The sequence below is a fragment of the Lysobacter spongiicola DSM 21749 genome (assembly GCF_900167055.1).
In the GTDB taxonomy this organism is placed as follows: Bacteria; Pseudomonadota; Gammaproteobacteria; order Xanthomonadales; family Xanthomonadaceae; genus Novilysobacter; species Novilysobacter spongiicola.
The window spans coordinates 114,442-132,408 of the sequence record NZ_FUXP01000001.1 but is presented as its reverse complement, the minus strand read 5'-3'; the positions used below and the strand labels follow the sequence as shown (position 1 = coordinate 132,408).

Annotated in this window: 15 protein-coding genes, 3 tRNA genes and 1 pseudogene; 1 reads left to right on the top strand and 18 read right to left on the bottom strand. The window is 68.1% G+C overall.

Annotated features, from left to right (window positions below; all coding sequences use genetic code 11):
- Window positions 1-39: 39 nt before the first annotated feature.
- The 7 genes and pseudogenes from B5D37_RS00665 to uvrC all read right to left on the bottom strand — a co-directional run.
- A pseudogene (locus tag B5D37_RS00665) lies at window positions 40-1,302 on the bottom strand (lytic murein transglycosylase); the annotation flags it as partial.
- Between the two features lie 64 nt (window positions 1,303-1,366).
- The gene (locus B5D37_RS00660) at window positions 1,367-2,398 is read right to left on the bottom strand and encodes a YeiH family protein (protein ID WP_078756794.1); all 1,032 of its coding nucleotides are present in this window, start codon (window positions 2,396-2,398) and stop codon (window positions 1,367-1,369) included.
- Window positions 2,399-2,420: 22 nt separating this feature from the next.
- Window positions 2,421-2,507: transfer RNA gene (locus B5D37_RS00655), tRNA-Leu, on the bottom strand.
- 49 nt (window positions 2,508-2,556) lie between these two features.
- Window positions 2,557-2,630 (bottom strand) — tRNA-Cys (locus B5D37_RS00650).
- Window positions 2,631-2,754: 124 nt separating this feature from the next.
- Window positions 2,755-2,830 (bottom strand) — tRNA-Gly (locus tag B5D37_RS00645).
- 40 nt (window positions 2,831-2,870) lie between these two features.
- Complete coding sequence (gene pgsA / locus B5D37_RS00640) at window positions 2,871-3,437, bottom strand: CDP-diacylglycerol--glycerol-3-phosphate 3-phosphatidyltransferase (RefSeq protein ID WP_078756793.1); 567 nt, start codon at window positions 3,435-3,437, stop codon at window positions 2,871-2,873.
- A 3-nt stretch (window positions 3,438-3,440) separates the two neighbouring features.
- Window positions 3,441-5,354 carry an excinuclease ABC subunit UvrC gene (gene uvrC, locus B5D37_RS00635; protein ID WP_078756792.1) on the bottom strand — a complete coding sequence of 638 codons (1,914 nt, stop codon included), beginning with the start codon at window positions 5,352-5,354 and terminating at the stop codon, window positions 3,441-3,443.
- Window positions 5,355-5,523: 169 nt separating this feature from the next.
- Here uvrC and B5D37_RS00630 point away from each other — a divergent pair, with 169 nt between their 5' ends.
- Window positions 5,524-6,843 carry a DUF445 domain-containing protein gene (locus B5D37_RS00630; protein WP_078756791.1) on the top strand — a complete coding sequence of 440 codons (1,320 nt, stop codon included), beginning with the start codon at window positions 5,524-5,526 and terminating at the stop codon, window positions 6,841-6,843.
- Between the two features lie 8 nt (window positions 6,844-6,851).
- On the opposite strand, the gene B5D37_RS00625 is transcribed toward B5D37_RS00630, so the two are convergent.
- The 11 genes from B5D37_RS00625 to B5D37_RS00570 form a co-directional block, all read right to left on the bottom strand.
- On the bottom strand, window positions 6,852-7,325 hold the full coding sequence (locus B5D37_RS00625; RefSeq protein WP_078756790.1) for a low molecular weight protein-tyrosine-phosphatase: 474 nt from the start codon (window positions 7,323-7,325) through the stop codon (window positions 6,852-6,854).
- Complete coding sequence (gene kdsB, locus B5D37_RS00620; protein WP_425478021.1) at window positions 7,318-8,094, bottom strand: 3-deoxy-manno-octulosonate cytidylyltransferase; 777 nt, start codon at window positions 8,092-8,094, stop codon at window positions 7,318-7,320. The genes B5D37_RS00625 and kdsB overlap by 8 nt, the downstream gene beginning before the upstream one ends.
- A 56-nt stretch (window positions 8,095-8,150) precedes the next feature.
- A complete protein-coding gene (lpxK, locus tag B5D37_RS00615) occupies window positions 8,151-9,188 on the bottom strand; it encodes a tetraacyldisaccharide 4'-kinase (protein ID WP_078756788.1) in 1,038 nt (345 codons plus the stop codon).
- On the bottom strand, window positions 9,185-10,933 hold the full coding sequence (msbA, locus tag B5D37_RS00610; protein ID WP_078756787.1) for a lipid A export permease/ATP-binding protein MsbA: 1,749 nt from the start codon (window positions 10,931-10,933) through the stop codon (window positions 9,185-9,187). The genes lpxK and msbA overlap by 4 nt, the downstream gene beginning before the upstream one ends.
- Complete coding sequence (locus tag B5D37_RS00605; RefSeq protein WP_078756786.1) at window positions 10,930-11,376, bottom strand: ExbD/TolR family protein; 447 nt, start codon at window positions 11,374-11,376, stop codon at window positions 10,930-10,932. The genes msbA and B5D37_RS00605 overlap by 4 nt, the downstream gene beginning before the upstream one ends.
- A gap of 4 nt (window positions 11,377-11,380) precedes the next feature.
- Window positions 11,381-12,043 carry a MotA/TolQ/ExbB proton channel family protein gene (locus B5D37_RS00600; RefSeq protein ID WP_078757414.1) on the bottom strand — a complete coding sequence of 221 codons (663 nt, stop codon included), beginning with the start codon at window positions 12,041-12,043 and terminating at the stop codon, window positions 11,381-11,383.
- A gap of 28 nt (window positions 12,044-12,071) precedes the next feature.
- Window positions 12,072-14,447: a DNA internalization-related competence protein ComEC/Rec2 gene (locus tag B5D37_RS00595; RefSeq protein WP_078757413.1), complete on the bottom strand. Its 2,376-nt coding sequence runs from the start codon at window positions 14,445-14,447 to the stop codon at window positions 12,072-12,074.
- A gap of 81 nt (window positions 14,448-14,528) precedes the next feature.
- A complete protein-coding gene (lolD, locus tag B5D37_RS00590) occupies window positions 14,529-15,245 on the bottom strand; it encodes a lipoprotein-releasing ABC transporter ATP-binding protein LolD (protein ID WP_078756785.1) in 717 nt (238 codons plus the stop codon).
- Window positions 15,238-16,482, bottom strand: a complete 1,245-nt coding sequence (locus B5D37_RS00585; protein WP_078756784.1) for a lipoprotein-releasing ABC transporter permease subunit — start codon at window positions 16,480-16,482, stop codon at window positions 15,238-15,240. The genes lolD and B5D37_RS00585 overlap by 8 nt, the downstream gene beginning before the upstream one ends.
- 409 nt (window positions 16,483-16,891) lie before the next feature.
- Window positions 16,892-17,149, bottom strand: a complete 258-nt coding sequence (locus tag B5D37_RS00575) for an FAD assembly factor SdhE (protein ID WP_078756782.1) — start codon at window positions 17,147-17,149, stop codon at window positions 16,892-16,894.
- A 14-nt stretch (window positions 17,150-17,163) separates the two neighbouring features.
- The gene (locus B5D37_RS00570) at window positions 17,164-17,949 is read right to left on the bottom strand and encodes a succinate dehydrogenase iron-sulfur subunit (RefSeq protein WP_078756781.1); all 786 of its coding nucleotides are present in this window, start codon (window positions 17,947-17,949) and stop codon (window positions 17,164-17,166) included.
- Between the last annotated feature and the right edge of the window lie 18 nt (window positions 17,950-17,967).

Genomic DNA, 17,967 nt, shown 5'->3' with positions numbered 1-17,967 from the left:
CGGCGCCGGTGCTGCGCCAGCCGTTGAACCGGTGGATCAGCGGGGCGTGCCAGCTCCGGCTGGCGGACGGGCGTTGCGGAGTGCGGCCAGGACATTGCGGCCTGCCCTGCCATCCGGCTCGAGGCCCAACTTCCGCTGTTCCGCCACGATCGCCGCGCGGCTCGCGCTGCCGATGATGCCGTCCACCTCCCCGATGTCATGGCCGCGGGCCAGCAGCAACTCCTGCAACTCCCTGCGTTCGCGCCGGGACAGGCCCGGGTCGGGGGTCGGCCAACCGGCCCCCAGGCCATCCGATCCGCGCAACCGGTCGGACAACAGCGAGATGGCCAGCGCATAGCTCATCGCCGCGTTGTACGAGTAGATCGCATCGAAATTCTTGAACACCAGGAACGCTGGACCGTCCTTGCCAGCAGGCAACAGGAGCGCGGTGGGCGTGCTCGAACCCTCCAGCGGCAGCCCGTCCACGCGCTTGATTCCCCGCTCGACCCAATAGGACAACGGCCGCCTCGAAGTCCGTCCCGACACAGCCGTGTCGAACCCGGCGGGCAAGCGCACCTCATGTCCCCAGGGTTGGCCGCTGCGCCAACCGGACCGCTTCAGGTAGTTGGCGGTGGAGGCCAGCGCGTCGGGGACGCTGTCGACCAGGTCGCGGCGCCCGTCGCCATCGAAATCCACCGCGATGCGGCGGTAGGTCGAAGGCATGAACTGGGTATGGCCGAAGGCGCCGGCCCAGGATCCGACCAACCGCTCGGCCGGCACGTCGCCCGCCTGGATGATGCGCAACGTGTCGATCAGCTCACCACGGAAGAACTCCTGGCGACGCCCCATGCACGACAGCGTAGTCAGCGATTCCAGCAACGGCCGTTTCCCGAAGACCTTGCCGAAGTCGCTTTCCACCCCCCAGACCGCCACCACGGTGGCCGGGTCGACGCCGTAGGACTTCTCCACCCGCGCCAGGGTATCGGCATGGCGCTCCAGCATGGCCTTGCCATCCTCTACGCGCTCCTCGTCGACCAGGCCTGCGAGGTAGTCCCAGATCGGCGTCTTGAACTCGGGCTGGTTGTCCAGCAGCTTCAGCACCGAAGTGTCCGGCACGACACTGCGCACGTGGCGATCGAACACGGGGGTCTCGATCCCCGCCGAAGATGCGTGTTGGCCGAGCCGGTCCAGGCACGAGCGGTAAGCGCCGCGATCGTAATCGGGGGCCTCCGGTGTCGACGCCACCTGGGCGGCGGCGATGGGCGTGAGCAGGACGGCAAGCAGGGATACGGAAAGCCGGGGAAGGAACGCAGTCGGAATCATTGGGAAACCTTATCGGCCAACCGTGATGGGCCCGTCATCGTGCCACGCCGGGCAGCACGCCACCTCATGCAAGGAAGCGGACCAGCAGGTATCCGCCACCCAACAGCCAGACGAACAGCATGGCCGCGAGAAGGAGCGGCCGCGGGCCGAGCGCGCGGAGCTTGGCGAAACGCGTGGCCACACCCAGTGCCGCCATCGCCGTGGCCAACAGCAGCGTGTCGAGCAGCAGCAAGGCCGACCGGAAGCCTTCGGGAAGCGTCACGAACGAGTTCAACACCACCACCGCGAGGAACCCCAGCGCGAACCACGGCACGACCATCGCGCGCTCCCCGCCCCGGCGCGACTCGTGCCAGCCGAGCACGAACAGCACGGGCACGAGCATCAATACCCGCGTCAGCTTGACGATGACCGCCGCATCCGCCGTTTCCGGGCTGACCGCGCTGCCCACCGCGACCACCTGCGCAACCTCGTGCACGGTGGCGCCCGTGAAGAGGCCGAAGGCATCGGCGTCCAGTCCAAGGTATGGATACAGCGCCGGGTACAGGAAGATGTCGAGCGTGCCGAACAGCACTACCGTCGCCACCGCCACGGCCACCTTGCTGGGGTCGGCGCGGATGACCCGTTCCACCGCGAGCACCGCCGCCGCGCCACAGATCGCACTGCCCGCCGCGGTCAGCAGCGCGGTGTCCCGGTCCAGGCCGAACCATCGCCGACCCGCCCAGGTGCCCAGCACCAGCACCGACACCACCACCACCACGTCGACCACCAGCCCGGCGACGCCGATCGCCATCACGTCCTGGAAGCTGATCCTGAGGCCGTACAGCACCACGCCTGCACGCAGCAGCGTGCGCTGCGCCACGTGCATGCCGGGGGCGAGCCGCGACGGCAGCCGGTCGCCTGCGATATTGCCGACCAGCAGGCCCAGCACGATGGCCACGGTAAGTGCACTGAGCTGCCAGCGTGCCAACAGGGGTAGTTCCGCAAGCGCGAGCCCAGCCAGCCCCAACGCTATCGCGAGGGCCAACCCGGGCAGGAGCGGGACGAGTGTCTGCAGGGGACGCCACCGGGACCGGTGCCGTGGGACCACTTCATGCATCGATGGCTTCCATTGCAACGCGTGGTGCCCGGACCGGGAATCGAACCCGGATGGCCTCGCGGCCGACGGATTTTAAGTCCGTTGCGTCTACCAGTTCCGCCATCCGGGCTGAAGCATCGCGACAAAGAAAAACCGCGCCGAAGCGCGGTTTCTGAAGATGGAGGCCGAGGTCGGAATTGAACCGGCGTACGCGGATTTGCAGTCCGCTGCATAACCACTCTGCCACCCGGCCGGATGACGCGCACCGCAAGCATAACGCCTGTGGCGCAGGTTGCGGAAACGCAACCACCTGAAAAAACAAAACCCCGCGAGCGGGGCTTGTTCAAAGCCACTCCGGCGAACCGGAGTGCTGAATCTGGAGCGGGAAACGAGACTCGAACTCGCGACCCCGACCTTGGCAAGGTCGTGCTCTACCAACTGAGCTATTCCCGCTGAGGAGCCGCCATTTTAGGCATAGAAGAAAAACTGTCAACTAGTTTTTGGCGTCTTCCTTCAGCGACGGCCAGGCCGCGCGCAGGTAAGCGAAACCCGACCACAGGGTGAGCAGCGCCGCGGCCGCCAGCAGCCACTCACCGATGATGAAGATCGGCAGCCCCCACAGCGGGTCACGGTAGAGCAGGAACACCAGCGCAACCATCTGGACCACCGTCTTGACCTTGCCCAGCGTGGCGACCTTGACCTTGGCACGCTGGCCGACCTCGGCCATCCACTCGCGCAGGGCCGACACCGCAATCTCGCGGCCGATGATCACCGCCGCCCACAGCGCCATCCAGACGGTGTGGTGCTGCTGCACCGTGATCACCAGCGCCACGGCCACCATCAACTTGTCGGCCACCGGATCCAGGAACGCGCCGAAGGCGGAGAACTGGTTGTAGCGGCGCGCGATCCAGCCATCGAGCCAGTCGGTGAGCGACGCGAAGGCGAAGATCATCGCGGCGGCGAAGTTCGTCCACCGGTAATCCAGGTAATAGACCAACACCAGCACCGGGATCAGCAGAATCCGCAGCAGCGTCAGCAGGGTCGGCACCGTCAACTTCATCTGTTACTCCGTCGGCGTACTGGCGCCTTGTCCTTCGAGCCCGTGCAGGGTGGCATAGATGCGCTCGGCGAGCGCGTGATTGACGCCTTCCACGCGCGAGATCTCCTCCACTCCAGCGGCCTTCAGGCCGCCCAAACCGCCGAAGTGGCGAAGCAGGTTTCCGCGCCGCCGCGGGCCAATGCCTGCAATGTCATCGAGCCGGCTGGTGTTGCGCGCCTTCTGGCGCCGGCCGCGGTGGCCGGTGATCGCGAACCGGTGGGCTTCGTCGCGCACCTGCTGGATCAACTGCAGGGCCGGCGCGTCCGCGCCCGGGCGCACGCAGCGGCCATCCGGCAGCAGCAGTTCCTCGTCGCCCGGACGCCGCGCCGGTCCTTTCGCCACGCCCACCAGCGCCACGCCTTCGATGCCCAGCTCGTCCAGCACCGACTTCGCCTGCGCGACCTGCCCCGCTCCGCCGTCGATCAGGAGGATGTCGGGCAATACGGCCTCGGCCTTGCTGGCGCGCTTGCCCACCTTGGCGTTGACTCCCGCGTCCGCCACCTCTTCGGCCGGCGCCGGCGCGGCGCGGCGGAAGCGGCGACTGATCGCTTGGTGCATGGCTGCATAGTCATCGCCGGGCTCGATGCCGGCGATGTTGTAGCGGCGGTACTGGCCACGCACGGGTCCCTCGGCGTCAAACACCACGCAGGAGGCCACCGTGGCCTCGCCCATGGTGTGGCTGATGTCGAAGCATTCGATGCGCGAAGGCAGCGCCGCCATTCCCAACAGGTCGCGCAGCGCCTCGGCACGTGCCAGCTGGGCGGCGTGGCTGGTCCGCTCGGTGGCCAGCGCGACCTGCGCGTTGCGCGTCGCCATGTCCACGTATCCGGCGCGTTCGCCCCGCACCCGGCAGCGCAGTTGTACCTTGCGCTCGCCGGAGCTGGAGAGTGCCTGCTCGATGAGTTCCCGGTCCGGGATGTCCCGGTCCAGCACGATCTCGCGCGGCGGGATCTGCTCGCCGTAGTACTGGGAGACGAACGCGGCCAGCACCTCTTCGGGATTCTCGCTGCCGTTGGTGCGTGGGAAGAAGGAACGCGTCCCCAGGTTGCGGCCATCGCGGAAGGCCAGCAGGACCACGCACGCCGCGCTGCCCTGCATCGATACCGCGAGCACGTCGAGGTCGGCGGCACGCCCGTCCACGTATTGCCGGGCCTGGAGCGTGCGGATGGAGCCGACCAGGTCGCGCAGGCGCGCCGCCTCCTCGAACTCCAGCCGCTTGCTCGCCGCCTCCATCGCGCGCCCCAGCTCGCCAGTGAGTTCATCGCTTCGGCCGTCCAGCAGCAGGGTCGCGCGACGCACGCTTTCGGCGTACTCGCGCCCCGCCACCAGGCCGACACACGGCGCGCTGCAGCGGCCGATCTGGTGCTGCAGGCACGGCCGGGAGCGGTTGCGGAAGACGCTGTCCTCGCAACTGCGCAGCTTGAACAGCTTGTGGATCAGGTTGAGTGTGTCGCGTACGGCGCCCACGCTCGCGTATGGGCCGAAGTACCGCCCGGGTACCGAGCGCGGCCCCCGGTGCATGGCGATCCGGGGCCACTGCTCCTGGGTCAGCAACACGTACGGGTAGCTCTTGTCGTCGCGCAGCAGCACGTTGTAGCGCGGCTTGAGCGACTTGATCAGCTGGTTCTCGAGGATCAGCGCTTCGGACTCGGTGCGCGTGACCGTCACCTCCATGCGCACCGTCTGCGAGAGCATCGCCATGATGCGCGACGACTTCGGCGTCGCGTTGAAGTAGCTCGAGACACGGTTTTTCAGCGCGCTGGCCTTGCCAACGTACAGGACCTTGTCGTCGGCGCCGATCATCCGGTAGACGCCGGGCGCGGTACTGAGGCCCTTGGCGAAGGCCTTGCCGTCGAATTCGCTGCCGCCCCTGCTCACGCCGACACCCCCTGGCGCGGCGGCGGTATCGCCGCCTCGACGGCCGGGCACGTAGGATCGGGGAGGAAAGGTGGACGCATCGACTCCATGGATGGGGCAGATTATGCGTCAGCCAACCCCAACCGCCCCGATACCGGAAGGAAGATGCTGAACAACCGGCCCGAAACCGATGGCACCTGACGGCACGCAGACGGCCTCCGCCAGCCGCACTCCAGGCCGCGCCGCCGCCCTCGCCCGCCGCAAGCAGATCGCGCTGGCGATGCTGGCCGTGGCTGCCCTGGTATTCCTGGTCGGCACCTGGCTGGAGATGCGCCATCCCCACTGGGGCTTCGAACTGCTGGTGGCGATGGCGGAGGCAGCGATGATCGGCGGGCTGGCGGACTGGTTCGCCGTGGTGGCGCTGTTCCGGCATCCGCTGGGGCAACGGTGGATCCCGCACACGGCCATCATCCCGGCGAAGAAGGAAGCGCTGGGCGCAGCCCTTGCTGACTTCATCTGCGAACACTTCCTGGAGAAGGAGGAGGTACTGCGCAAGGTGCGCGAGTTCGATCCGGGCGGTCGCGTGGCGGCCGCACTGTCCCGGCCGGAAAACGCCGAGAAGGTGGGCGGATTCGTGGTCAACCTGGCGCCCCACCTGCTGGAGCTGCTGGACAGCGAGCGCCTCCATCGCCTGCTGCACAACCTGGCTCGTGATGCGCTGCGCCAGGTGGATGTGTCGGCGCTGGCCGGACAGGTCCTGGAGACGCTGACCCATGAACGGCGCCACCAGGCGCTGCTGGACAGCGTGCTGCGCGACCTGGGCTCCGTGTTGGCGGACCCGGCCACGCGTGACATGGTCGCCGACAGGATCACGCCCCAGCTGTGGTCGGTGCTGCGGCTTGCGCGGCTCGACGAGCCGCTGGCGCGTCGTCTGGCCGCGCAGGTCGTGTCCGGCGTGGGCGAGCTAGTGCTGGACATGGGCGAGGACCCGCAGCATGAGCTCCGCCTGCGCTTCGATGACTACGTCCAAGATTTCGTAGAGCGCCTGCGCACGGATCCGTCCCTGCGATTGAAGGGCGAACAGTTGCGCGACCGCGTGATCGACGACCCTGCCCTGCCCGGCTACATCCGGGGCGTATGGGGCGACCTGATGTCGTGGCTGCGCGCCGACCTCGAGCACCCGGGTTCGGTGACGCGCCGCAAGGCATCCGACGCAGCCCTGGCCGTGGGTGCGCGGCTTGCCGCGGACCGGGAGCTCCAGGCGTGGATCAACCAGTGGCTGTTCGATGCGGTCGAACCGATGGTCGAGCGCTACCGGGGCAGCATCCGCGGCTTCATCGTCGAGCGCATCAGTCGATGGGATACCAGCGAGCTGGTCGAACAACTGGAGCTCAGCGTCGGCAGCGACCTGCAGTACATCCGCTACAACGGCACCGCGATCGGCGCGCTGATCGGTGGACTGCTCTACGGCATGGTGCAGGCGATCGGCTGGCTGGCAACGGCTGCCTGAGCCGCGGGTCAACGCAGCCTGCGAACCACCCCGTCGGCGGCCTGCTCCAGCATGTTCCACACCTCCTGGAAATGCTCCGGGCCGCCGGTATACGGATCAGGGATCTCGGATGCGTCCGGCACGCCCGTCCACTCCAGCAGCAACGCGCCGCGCTCCCGCGCAGCGTCGTCGGGTGCCAGCGCACGCACATCCCGCAGGTTCTGGCGGTCGGCGCACAGTATCCAGTCGAAGCGTTCGAAGTCTTCCGGTGTGAACTGGCGCCCGCGCAGGCCTGCGATGTCCACCCCGCGCTCAGCCGCGGTCTCTATGGCCCGGCGGTCGGGTTCACAGCCCACGTGCCAGTCGCCGGTACCGGCCGAATCCAGCTCCACGCGTTCGGCGAGGCCCTCGGACAGGAGCCGCGCCCGCAGGATGCCCTCGGCCATCGGCGAGCGGCAGATGTTGCCGAGGCAGACGATGAGCAACCGGAGCTTCTCAGGCATGTGCGAGCCTCTCCTCGGCACGCGCCAGGTCCCCGGGGGTATCGACGCCGGGCGGGAACGGCTCGGGGGTCAGGCCCACGCTGATGCGGTGGCCGGCTTCCAGCACGCGCAGCTGCTCGAGTGATTCGATCTGCTCCAGGCGGCCCAGGGGCAATGCGGTGAAGTGCTGCAGGAACCCGGCCCGGTAGGCGTAGATGCCGATATGCCGGAGCCAGTGCCCGCCCGGCGGCATGCTGTCACGACCTCCGGCAAAGTGGTCGCGTGGCCACGGCATCGGCGCGCGGCTGAAGTACAGGGCATCACCGGCCGCATCGCGCACCACCTTCACGGTGTTGGGGTCCAACAGGTCCCCGAGCGACTCGACGGGGGTGGAAAGCGTCGCCATCTCCGCCCCACTTTCTTCCAGTAGGGCGGCGGCGGCGCTGATACCGGCGGCCGGTGCGAAGGGCTCGTCGCCCTGCAGGTTCACGACAATGGTGTCCTCGCTCCAACCGGCGATGCGGGCGCATTCGGCGAGGCGGTCCGAGCCCGACGCGTGGTCCTTCGCCGTCATGGCAACCCGGACGCCGGCACCCTGGAGCGCCGCGGCAATGCGGTCGTCATCCGCCGCAACCCATACCTCGGATGCACCGGCGGCCAGGGCGCGGCGAGCCACGTGCAGGACCAGGGGCTCGCCCGCCAGCAACCGCAGCGGTTTACCCGGCAGGCGCGAGGCATCGTGGCGGGCGGGGATGGCGACTACGAAATCGGGCTGGCTCATGGCCGGGATTGTTGCATGTGGCGGCGCTGGGGCTGTCAACGTCTGCCTTGGGAACGGGTCGCGACTTACGTCGCTCCTACAGAGATGTCGGGGGGCGACGACGGGGCCGAGATCGAATCGAGGCGGTCCAGCAGGGAGATCCAGAAGGCTTCGGGCAGCTCGGCGCGCACCGGCACGCTATGGAAGGCGTCGGTGGCGAACTCGGCGCATTTGACGGCGTCCTTCTCCGTCATCAGCACCGGCAACTGGCTGCCGAACTCGAAGTCCGCCGCACGGTAGCGATGGTGGTCGGCAAAGGCATGCGGAACCACCGCTATGCCGAGGTTTCGCAGCATCACGAAGAAGCGCTCCGGATTGCCGATGCCCGCGACCGCATGCACGCGATGGCCCTTGAAGGATTCGAGCGCGCGCGGGCGCCCGCCGCGGACCGGCACGGCACGGTCGAACAGGAGGCGCATCGGCCATTCGCCGAAGCCCGCGTCCCCGCCATTGATCACCCGGAAGTCGCAATCGGCCGCGCGGGCCGGCAGCTCGCGCAGCGGGCCGGCGGGCAGCAACTGGCCGTTACCGTAGCGCCGGCGCCCGTCGACCACCTCGATCTCGATGTCCCGCCGCAGGCGGTAGTGCTGCAGCCCGTCATCGCAGATGACGACGTCACAGCCGGCGGCGGCCAGCGCTTTCGCAGCGGCGGCACGGTCACGATCCGCCCGCAGCATCACTCCGGTACGGCGGGCAATCAGCACCGGCTCATCGCCGCCGACGTCGGGCGGCGTCGCGGCATCCACCCACACCGCTGCACTGGCGTCCGAACGCCCGTAGCCACGGCTGGCGACGCCGGGATTCCAGCCTTCGCTGCGCAGGCGTTCCACCAGCGCGATCGTCATCGGGGTCTTGCCGGTCCCGCCGGCGGTGATGTTGCCGACCACGATGACCGGTACGCCGGGATGCCCGCGCCTGAGCCAGCCACGCGCGTACAGTCGCCGCCGCATGCCGCTGACGGCCGCGTAGACCGCCGCGAGCAGCCTCGACGCGAGCGGTACCGCGCCCCCGCCATACCAGTAGGGCGGCTGGTGTTCCCGTCTCGGCCCCGGCGATGCGTTCATTGCGGCTCCCGGAACTGCATCCGGTGCAGGTGGGCGTAGAGGCCTTCCTTCGCGAGCAGTTCGGTGTGCGTACCGCGCTCTACGATCCGCCCCTCGTCAAGCACGAGCACCTGGTCAGCGTGTTCGATCGTCGACAACCTGTGCGCGATCACCAGCGTGGTGCGATCCGGCATCAGGCGGTTGAGCGCATCCTGCACCAGACGCTCGGACTCGGTGTCCAGGGCGGCGGTGGCTTCGTCGAGGATCAGGATCGGCGCGTCCTTCAACATGGCCCGGGCGATCGCCACCCGCTGGCGCTGGCCGCCGGAGAGGCGGCCGCCTTTCGCGCCGACGCTGGTCATGGCCCCTTCCGGCAGGCGTTCGACGAACTCCATGGCGTTCGCGCCGCGGATCGCCCGGTCCAGTTGCTCGGGGGCCGCCTGCTCCATTTCGCCATAGGCGATGTTGGCCGCGACGCTGCCGTCGAACAGCATCACCTGCTGGCTGACCAGGGCGATCTGGCGCCGGAGGTCGGCCAGCCTGTATTCCCGCAGCGGATGGCCATCCAGCAGGATCTCGCCGGATTCCACCTCGTAAAACCGCGGTATCAGCTTGATCAGGGTCGACTTGCCACTGCCGGAACGGCCGACGATGGCGGTGACGGTCCCGGGCCTGGCGATGAAGCTGGCGTCCGACAGTGCCGGCGCCCCCTGCCCTTCGTAGCGCGCCGAGACATTGCGGAATTCGATCAGTCCTTGAGCGCGCTCCAGGGTCCGGGTGCCGGTATCGGCCTCGTCCGGGGCATCGACCACGTCGAACAGCCGGTCCGCGGAGGCAACGCCGCGCTGGAGCATGCCTTGCACGTTGGTCAGGGACTTGAGCGACGGGATGATCGCCATCATCGAAATCATCAGCGTGACGAAGCCACCTGCGGTCAGGCGTCCCGCCAGGGCCTCGCGTCCGGCGAAGAACAGCAGCAGCGCCAGTCCGATGGAACCCATTAGCTGGACCATCGCCGAAGAGATGCTGCGGGTGGATTCGACCTTCAGGCTCAACTTCAGGTGGTGGTCCGCCTGCGTCCGGTAACGCGCCAGCTCGACCTCCTGGGCGCCATAGACCTTGACCTCCTGCTGCCCGCCCAGCGCCTGGTCGGCGGACTGCATCAGCGCCGCGCCGCTTTCCTGGATCTTGTGGCTGATGCGGCGATACCGCTTGCCGACCTTGTCCATCACCCAGGCCAGCGGCGGCGCCATGATCAGGATGGCGATCGTCACCTGCCAGCTGGTGTAGAGCATCACTCCCAGCATCACGATGACCTGAAGCGACTGTTGCACCATCACCTTCATCGCGTCGATGGCGGCCTGCGCCACCTGGTCGCTGTCGGACCCGAGGCGGACCAGCATCGAGGGCACCGGCTCGCTGTCGAAGCGCATGCCGGGCAACCGCAGGTACTTTCCCAACACCCCCACCCGCATGTCGCGGGCGATGCCCCGCCCTGCCCGCGCCATGTTGACGTCGGTCAGGTACCCGGCAATGCCGCGCAGCACGAACAGACCCACGATCGCCAGCGGCAACAGGATGCTGAGGTCGGCATCCTTTTCGATGAAGGTGGCGTCGACCACCGGCTCCATCAGCTTGGCGAAGGCGCCGGCGGCGGCGGCTTCGATCAGCATGCCGACGGCGGCGATGCCGAGCAGCGTCTGGTACGGGCGGGCGAAACCGAGCAGGCGCCGGTAGACCCCCCAGGGCGAGCCGGGTTCGCTCACTCGTTGTCCCCGGCGGTTGGCGCATCCCCGCCCTCGGCGGGCGCCGTGGCGCTCATGATGCGCCGGAAGCCGAGCTGCCCCAGCGCATCGTAGACAGTGACCACCGCCTGGTACGGCGTGCGGGCATCCGCCCGCAGCATGACCGGCCGCTGGCGGTCGCTGCCGGCGACCTCGACGATGGTGGACTTCAGCGATTCCAGGTCGTCTCGCAACACCTCGCGGTCGTCGACGAAGAACCGCCCCTGCGCATTGACCAGCACGACCAGCGGCTGGTTCGCCTCCACCTGCTCACCCGTCGCCCTCGGCAGTTCCAGCTTGATCACCGAACGTGCGTCGAAGGTCGCGGTGACCACAAAGAAGATGATCATCACCAGGAGCACGTCGATCAGCGGGATCAGGCTGATCTCGGGCTCGTCGTGGGCGCGGTGGTCGCGGATGCGCATCGGCTCAGCTCGCGCTCACCGGCGGGGAGATGCCGTGGGCTCCAGGGGCGACCTCGGCCGAGGCCGGCGGCAGCTCGATGGCGTCGAGCAGCTGGATCGCCTCCGACTCCATGTCGACGATGTATTCCGCGATGCGACCCCGGAACCAGCGGTGCGCCATCAGGGCCGGGATGGCCACCACGAGGCCGGCAGCCGTGCTGACGAGCGCCTTGCCGATGCCGCCCGCGAGCAGGTTCACGTCGCCGATACCGGTGTCGAGGATGCCGAAGAACATCTGGATCATGCCCACCACCGTCCCGAACAGCCCCAGCAGCGGGCCAGCCGCGGCGATGGTGCCCAGCGTGTTGAGGAAGCGCTCCATCCGGTGCACCAGATGGCGGCCGACGTCCTCGATGCGCTCGCGGACCTGGTCGCGTGGCCGGTGGCGCACGTCGAGCGCGGCAGCAAGCAACTCGCCCAGCGGGGATGTCGCCCGGAGGGAGTCGATGTGCCCGGCTGCGAGCTTCCCGCCGGCGGCCCAGGTGCGAACTTCCTTGCCCAGGCCCGGCGGCAGCACTGTCGCCCGCCGCAACGCCCACGCCCGCTCCACGATGATGGCCAGCGCAAGCGCCGACAACACCAGCAGCGGGATCATCGGCCAACCACCGGCCATGACGAGTTCCAGCACGTGCAAACCTCCGGCCGAACGGGCCGATTCAATCCGGCCGATAGGATAGCCCAGCCGGCGGCCCCGCCGCGGCCTGCTCCAGCCGGCGCGCAGCATCCCACGCACGCGGGTGTGAGGCGCGTCGCGTTTCCAGGTGGGGCCCTTCAGCGCCCATGTGCACCACCAGCGCGCCACCCTCCGCCGTTCCCGACACCCGCGCTCCGTGCAACCGCCACCGCTCGACGACGTCCGCCCGCGGATGGCCGAAACGATTCCCGTGCCCGCTGGATACCAGTGCCATTTCCGCTGCCGTGGCTTCGACGAACGAGGGGTCCGAACTCCCGCCGCTTCCGTGGTGGGCGATCAGCGCCACGTCCGCAGCCACCGTCGCTGCCGGATCCTCGCGGCTTCGACGCACGAGGTCACGCTCGACCACGTCCCCAATGTCCCCGGTCAACAGGACGCTGCCATGATCGCCTTCGATGCGCAGGACGCAACTGGCCTCGTTCCCGAGGTATGGAAAGTACTTCGGCGGATGCAGGAACCGGAACCGCACACCGTCCCATGCCCACTCCTCGCCCCCGACGCATGTCGTCGAGCCATCGATGCCCGCACCTTGCGGCGCAATGACATCTTCCGTCGGGAAAGCCGCCCGGACCGCCGCGAAGCCGCCGGCATGATCGTTGTCGCCATGGCTGACCACCACCCGATCCAGCTGTCCCACGCCCAGGGCACGCAGCGACGGCACCACGACGCGTTCGCCTGCGTCGAAACCCTCGGCCGCGGCGGGTCCCGCGTCGTACAACAGGGTCCGGTTGGACGTGCGTACCAGCACCGAAAGCCCCTGTCCCACGTCCAGGACCTGCAACTCGAACTCGCCCGGGGCCGGCAGGTTGCGCGCAGGCCACAGCAGCGGGAGCCACAACAACACCGCCAGGGGGCGACCCGGCAATCCCCGTGGCAGCAACAGCCAGAAGGCCCCGAGCAAGGCCAGCGGCAACGCGAACCACCGCGGCTCCGGCAGCCACAACAGCGAGAAGGGACTCTGCGCGACCCGCTCGAACAGGCTCCAGCTTGGCGCGAAGCACCAGGCGGCCGCGCGCCACGCCCAGCCGCCCAGACCTGCCTGCATCGCTTCCAGCGCTGTGCCGAGCAGTGACAACGGCACCACCACCAGGCTCCACCACGGGACGGCGAGCAGGTTCGTCAGCGGGCCGGCGATCGAGGCCTCGCCAAAGAGCATGGCGCTGAGCGGAAGCAACCCCAGCGTTGCCACGCCTTGGGCAGAGAACAGATCGCGGAGCGGATTGCGCCCCGCATCCGGCAGACACCAGACCAGCCACGCCACCCCGGCAAAGCTGAGCCAGAAGCCCGCGCCCAGAACGGAAAGAGGATCTGCCAGCAGCAACACGATCGCGGCGAGTGCCATGCTGTCGAAGGCCCCGGCACGCCTGCGGAAGATCCGCAACCCGGCAATCACCGCGATCATGAGGACGGTGCGGACCGTTGGCAGCGCGAAGCCTGCTATCGCGGCGTATCCAGCCGCGCCCAGCAGCGCCGCGATGGCCGCGGCAGTCGGCCTGGGCAGGCGTCGGGCGAGCGAGGGCAGCACCCACCAGATGGCGCCCGCGAACAGCGCAAAGAATCCCGATACGAGTCCGACGTGGAAGCCCGAAATCGCCACCAGATGGACCAGGCCGGTTGCACGAAGGGTGCGCCAGTCCTCGTCGGCCAGCAGCCGCGTGTCCCCGAGCGCGAGCGCCCGGATGAACCTGCCGCTTTCCGACGGGATCGACATGGAAATCTGATCGGCCATCGACTCCCGCCACGCATGCAGTCCCGACGCGTCTCGCCGCAGCAGGGCGGCACCGGGTTCGCGGACATAACCGTTGGCGACCAGTCGCCGCGCGAGCGCGTGCTTCTCGCTATCCGCACCGCCCGGATTGCGCAGCCCACGCGGCGCCTTCAGCCGGACCTGCTGGGTCCACTCCTGCCCGGCCCGCAAGCGGTCGCGCCCGGTCGGGCTGCCATCGAAATCGTCGTACCACGACAGTCGGACCAGTCGGCCACGCAGCGGCTCGGGCTGCGAGTGGTCCTGCGCGATCCGGAACAGATAGGAAGTGCGCCGTGCCTGGTGGTCCGGCAGGTCCACGATGCGCCCCGACACCTCGAAGTCCCCACCCTCGAGCGCGGGCGGGAGCTGGATGGCCAGCGCATTCGCCCCATGCAACCCGGCCAGCACGAAACCGCCCAGCAAGGGACCCATCCATCGGCCGCGCCTCCCGCGCCACCACGCGATCCCGGCGACAGGTGCAATCGCGAACAGGTACCCCGCTGCCATGAACGTGGGCAGCCACAGACCGGCCATGGTGCCAGCCAGCAGAGCCAGCGCCGCCGCCTTGCCAAACGGAGCGATCCCGACCATACGGGTTTCATGCTTGCAACCGTCGACCACTCCGTGGCCGATGCGACTGTCCAGCGGCGTCCTTGCCGCGTCTTCCATGTCCTACACCTCGTCGGGTTGCAGTTCCCTCAGCTTGCCGTCATGCAGCTCGAGCACGCGATCCAGCCGGCGCGCGAGGCGCCGGTCGTGCGTCACCAGGACCAGGCTCGTGCGCTGCTCGCGGTTGAGCCCCAGCATCAGGTCGAACACGGTCGCAGCGGTTTTTTCGTCGAGGTTGCCGGTCGGCTCGTCGCCCAGGACGCAGGCCGGCCGGTTGACCAGGGCACGCGCGACGGCGGCACGCTGGCGCTCACCGCCGGAGAGCTCCCCCGGCTTGTGGCCGAGTCGATGCCCCAGTCCCACCGACTCGAGCAGGATTCGCGCGCGCTCGGTAGCCTCGGCGACTTCACGTCCATTGAGCATCACCGGCAGCATCACGTTCTCCAGTGCGGTGAACTCGGGCAACAGGTGGTGGAACTGGTAGACGAAGCCCAGCGCACGGTTGCGCAGCGCACCGCGAGCGGCATCGGACAGTGCGCTCATGCGGTGCCCCGCAACGAAGACCTCGCCTTCGGTAGGCGTATCGAGCCCACCCAGCAGATGCAGCAGCGTGCTCTTGCCCGCGCCGGAGGCACCGAGGATGGCCACCGTCTCGCCCTCGCGCACCGACAGGTCCAGCCTGTCGAACACGGGCGTACGCAGCTTGCCCTCCGCGTACACCATGCCCAGCGATCGGCAGCCGAGCACGACGCCCTCGCCTGGCGTGCTCACGTCACTCATAGCGCAGGGCCTCCGCCGGTGGCGTGCGCGCCGCACGCCACGCCGGGTAGATCGTTGCAAGGAACGCCATCGCCAGTGCGACGAGCGAAATGGCGATGACATCACTGGGCTTGAGTTCAGTCGGCAAGCCGGTGATGTAGTACACGTCCTCCGGCAACAGGGTCACGCCGAACACCTTTTCGATCGCGAACAGGATCGACTCGAGGTTCAGGGTCAGCACGATGCCGCCGATCACGCCAAGCAGGGTGCCGACCGTACCGATCAGGCTGCCCTGCACGATGAACACCTGCATCACGCCACGCGGAGTCAGGCCCAGGGTCCGCAGGATCGCGATGTCCGCCTGCTTGTCGGTCACCAGCATCACCTGCGAGGAGACCAGGTTGAACGCGCCCATGGCGATGATCAGCGACAGCAGGATCGCCATCAGCGTCTTCTCCATGGTCAGCGCCCGGAACATGTTGGCGTTCTCGGTGGTCCAGTCGCTGACGCTGTAGGGACCATCCAGTTTGACCGCCAGGTCACGGGCAACCTCCCACGACTGGTCCATGTCGTGCAGTTTCAGGCGGACACCGGTCACGCCCTCACCGATGCGCAACAGCCGCTGCATGTCCGCCATGTGCACGAACGCCATGTTGCGGTCGTACTCGTTGTAGCCGACCTCGAAGATGCCGCTGACGTGGAAGCGCTTGACCTGGGGCAGCGCACCGACCGGCGTACTGCGGAAGTCGGCAATGGTCATGATCAGGTCGTCGCCGGCGGACACGCCCAGCCACTGGGCAAGCTCCCGCCCCAGCACGATGTTGAAACTCCCCTGCTGGAGCGACTCAAGCTCCCCGACCACCATCTTGTCGCCCAGGACCGAGACCTCGCGCTCGTCCGGCGGGACCACGCCACGGATGAATGCCGGTTGCTGCCGGGTGCCGTTGAGCAGGGCTTCCTTCTCGACGTACGGCGCTGCACCCGCCACCCGTGGATCGGCGATCGCGGTGTCGATGGCGGCCTGCCACCCCGCCATGGGCTCGCCGTGGCTGCTGACCGTGGCGTGGGCCGCCATCTGCAGCATGCGATCGCGGATCTCGCGCTGGAAACCGGTCATGACCGCCAGGGTCGTGATCAGCGCCGCCACGCCCAGGGCAATGCCCAGGATCGAGGCGAGCGAGATGAAGGAGATAAAGCCGTTCCGGCGCTTGGCACGCAGGTAGCGCAGACCGATGGCAACAGGGATGGGTTTGAACATAGCGCGCTATGGTGCCACCGAAAACGTGCCGTGCGCTGAAGTTTCCGGCGACGCGGCAATGCGCAGTTCACGACGCTTGCCGGCTGGCAGGGTGTCGGGCCACCAGCAGAGCCTGTCCTTCCCCCCACCCGGCCGCTCCCATGTCGCAAACGCGAGATGACCCCGCCAGGACACCCTGAAGTTGCGCACCTCGGAGCCATCCGCCAGCACCTGCTTGCCACCGGGCTCGATTTCAATGCTCCTGGTGGCTTGCCGCCGCTGCTTTCGGATCGCCCGCGACGCGTGCAGTACTGCTGCACACGACAGCGGCCATGCCAGCATGCGCGGCAGGTCCGAGGCGAGGACGGCGACTACGGCGCACGCACCCAGCAGGATCAGGGCGACCTCCAGCCAGCGCGAAGGCCGCCACTCAAGGCGGCAGGGAGCGGATGTCCTGGACGAGCGTGGAGAGGTCTGCATCCGCTGGCGTGTCATGCCCCATGAACCAGTGCCAGAGCTTATCGTCCTCGGTTTCCAGCAGCCGTAGGAAAACACCGCGCTCCTGCTCGGAAGCACCCCTCCATCCGCGGTCGAGGTAACGCTCCAGCAGCTGGTCGAGCTCGCGCATCCCGCGCCGGCACTTCCAGCGCAGCCGGCGCAGCTCCACCTCGTCGTCCTGTTGCGCCATGCCCGGTGCCGCCGTCAGAGCGCGCGGCGCTCCATCATCAGCTTCTTGATCTCGCCGATCGCCTTGGCGGGATTGAGCCCCTTCGGACAGGTCCGGGTGCAGTTCATGATGGTGTGGCAGCGGTACAGCTTGAACGGATCCTCGAGGTCATCCAGGCGTGCACCGGTGTCCTCGTCGCGACTGTCCATGATCCAGCGATGCGCCTGCAGCAGGATGGCCGGGCCGAGGTAGCGGTCGCCATTCCACCAGTAGCTGGGGCAGCTGGTCGAACAACAGGCGCACAGGATGCACTCGTACAGCCCGTCCAGCTTCTTGCGATCCTCCGGCGACTGCAGCCGCTCGCGATCGGTCGGGGTTGCGCTCTGCGTGCGCAGCCAGGGCTTGATCGACGCGTACTGCGCGTAGAAGTGCGTGAGGTCGGGCACCAGGTCCTTCACCACTTCCATGTGCGGGAGCGGATAGATCGGTACCTCGGCTTTGCCGCAATCGTCGATCGCCTTGGTGCAGGCCAGGGTATTGGTGCCATCGATGTTCATCGCGCACGAACCGCAGATGCCCTCGCGGCACGACCGGCGGAAGGTCAGCGTCGGATCGATCTCGTTCTTTATCTTGATCAGCGCGTCCAGCACCATCGGGCCGCACGCGGCCATGTCCACCTCGTAGGTGTCCACGCGCGGATTCAGGCCGTCGTCGGGGTTCCAGCGGTAGACCTTGAAGGTGCGCGGCTGCTTCGCGCCCTGCGCGGCGAAATGCCGACCATTCTGGATCTTCGAGTTCTTCGGTAGCGCGAATTCGGCCATCTTCTCTATTCCTGCAGG

Coding starts and splice junctions, on each gene's coding strand:
- lolD (WP_078756785.1), bottom strand. CDS start 15,245: ATGAGTGACGTGAGCACGCCAGGCGAGGGCGTCGTGCTCGGCTGCCGA.
- B5D37_RS00630 (WP_078756791.1), top strand. CDS start 5,524: ATGGCACCTGACGGCACGCAGACGGCCTCCGCCAGCCGCACTCCAGGC.
- B5D37_RS00575 (WP_078756782.1), bottom strand. CDS start 17,149: ATGGCGCAACAGGACGACGAGGTGGAGCTGCGCCGGCTGCGCTGGAAG.
- pgsA (WP_078756793.1), bottom strand. CDS start 3,437: ATGAAGTTGACGGTGCCGACCCTGCTGACGCTGCTGCGGATTCTGCTG.
- lpxK (WP_078756788.1), bottom strand. CDS start 9,188: ATGAACGCATCGCCGGGGCCGAGACGGGAACACCAGCCGCCCTACTGG.
- B5D37_RS00605 (WP_078756786.1), bottom strand. CDS start 11,376: ATGCGCATCCGCGACCACCGCGCCCACGACGAGCCCGAGATCAGCCTG.
- B5D37_RS00625 (WP_078756790.1), bottom strand. CDS start 7,325: ATGCCTGAGAAGCTCCGGTTGCTCATCGTCTGCCTCGGCAACATCTGC.
- B5D37_RS00570 (WP_078756781.1), bottom strand. CDS start 17,949: ATGGCCGAATTCGCGCTACCGAAGAACTCGAAGATCCAGAATGGTCGG.
- B5D37_RS00585 (WP_078756784.1), bottom strand. CDS start 16,482: ATGTTCAAACCCATCCCTGTTGCCATCGGTCTGCGCTACCTGCGTGCC.
- B5D37_RS00660 (WP_078756794.1), bottom strand. CDS start 2,398: ATGCATGAAGTGGTCCCACGGCACCGGTCCCGGTGGCGTCCCCTGCAG.
- B5D37_RS00595 (WP_078757413.1), bottom strand. CDS start 14,447: ATGGTCGGGATCGCTCCGTTTGGCAAGGCGGCGGCGCTGGCTCTGCTG.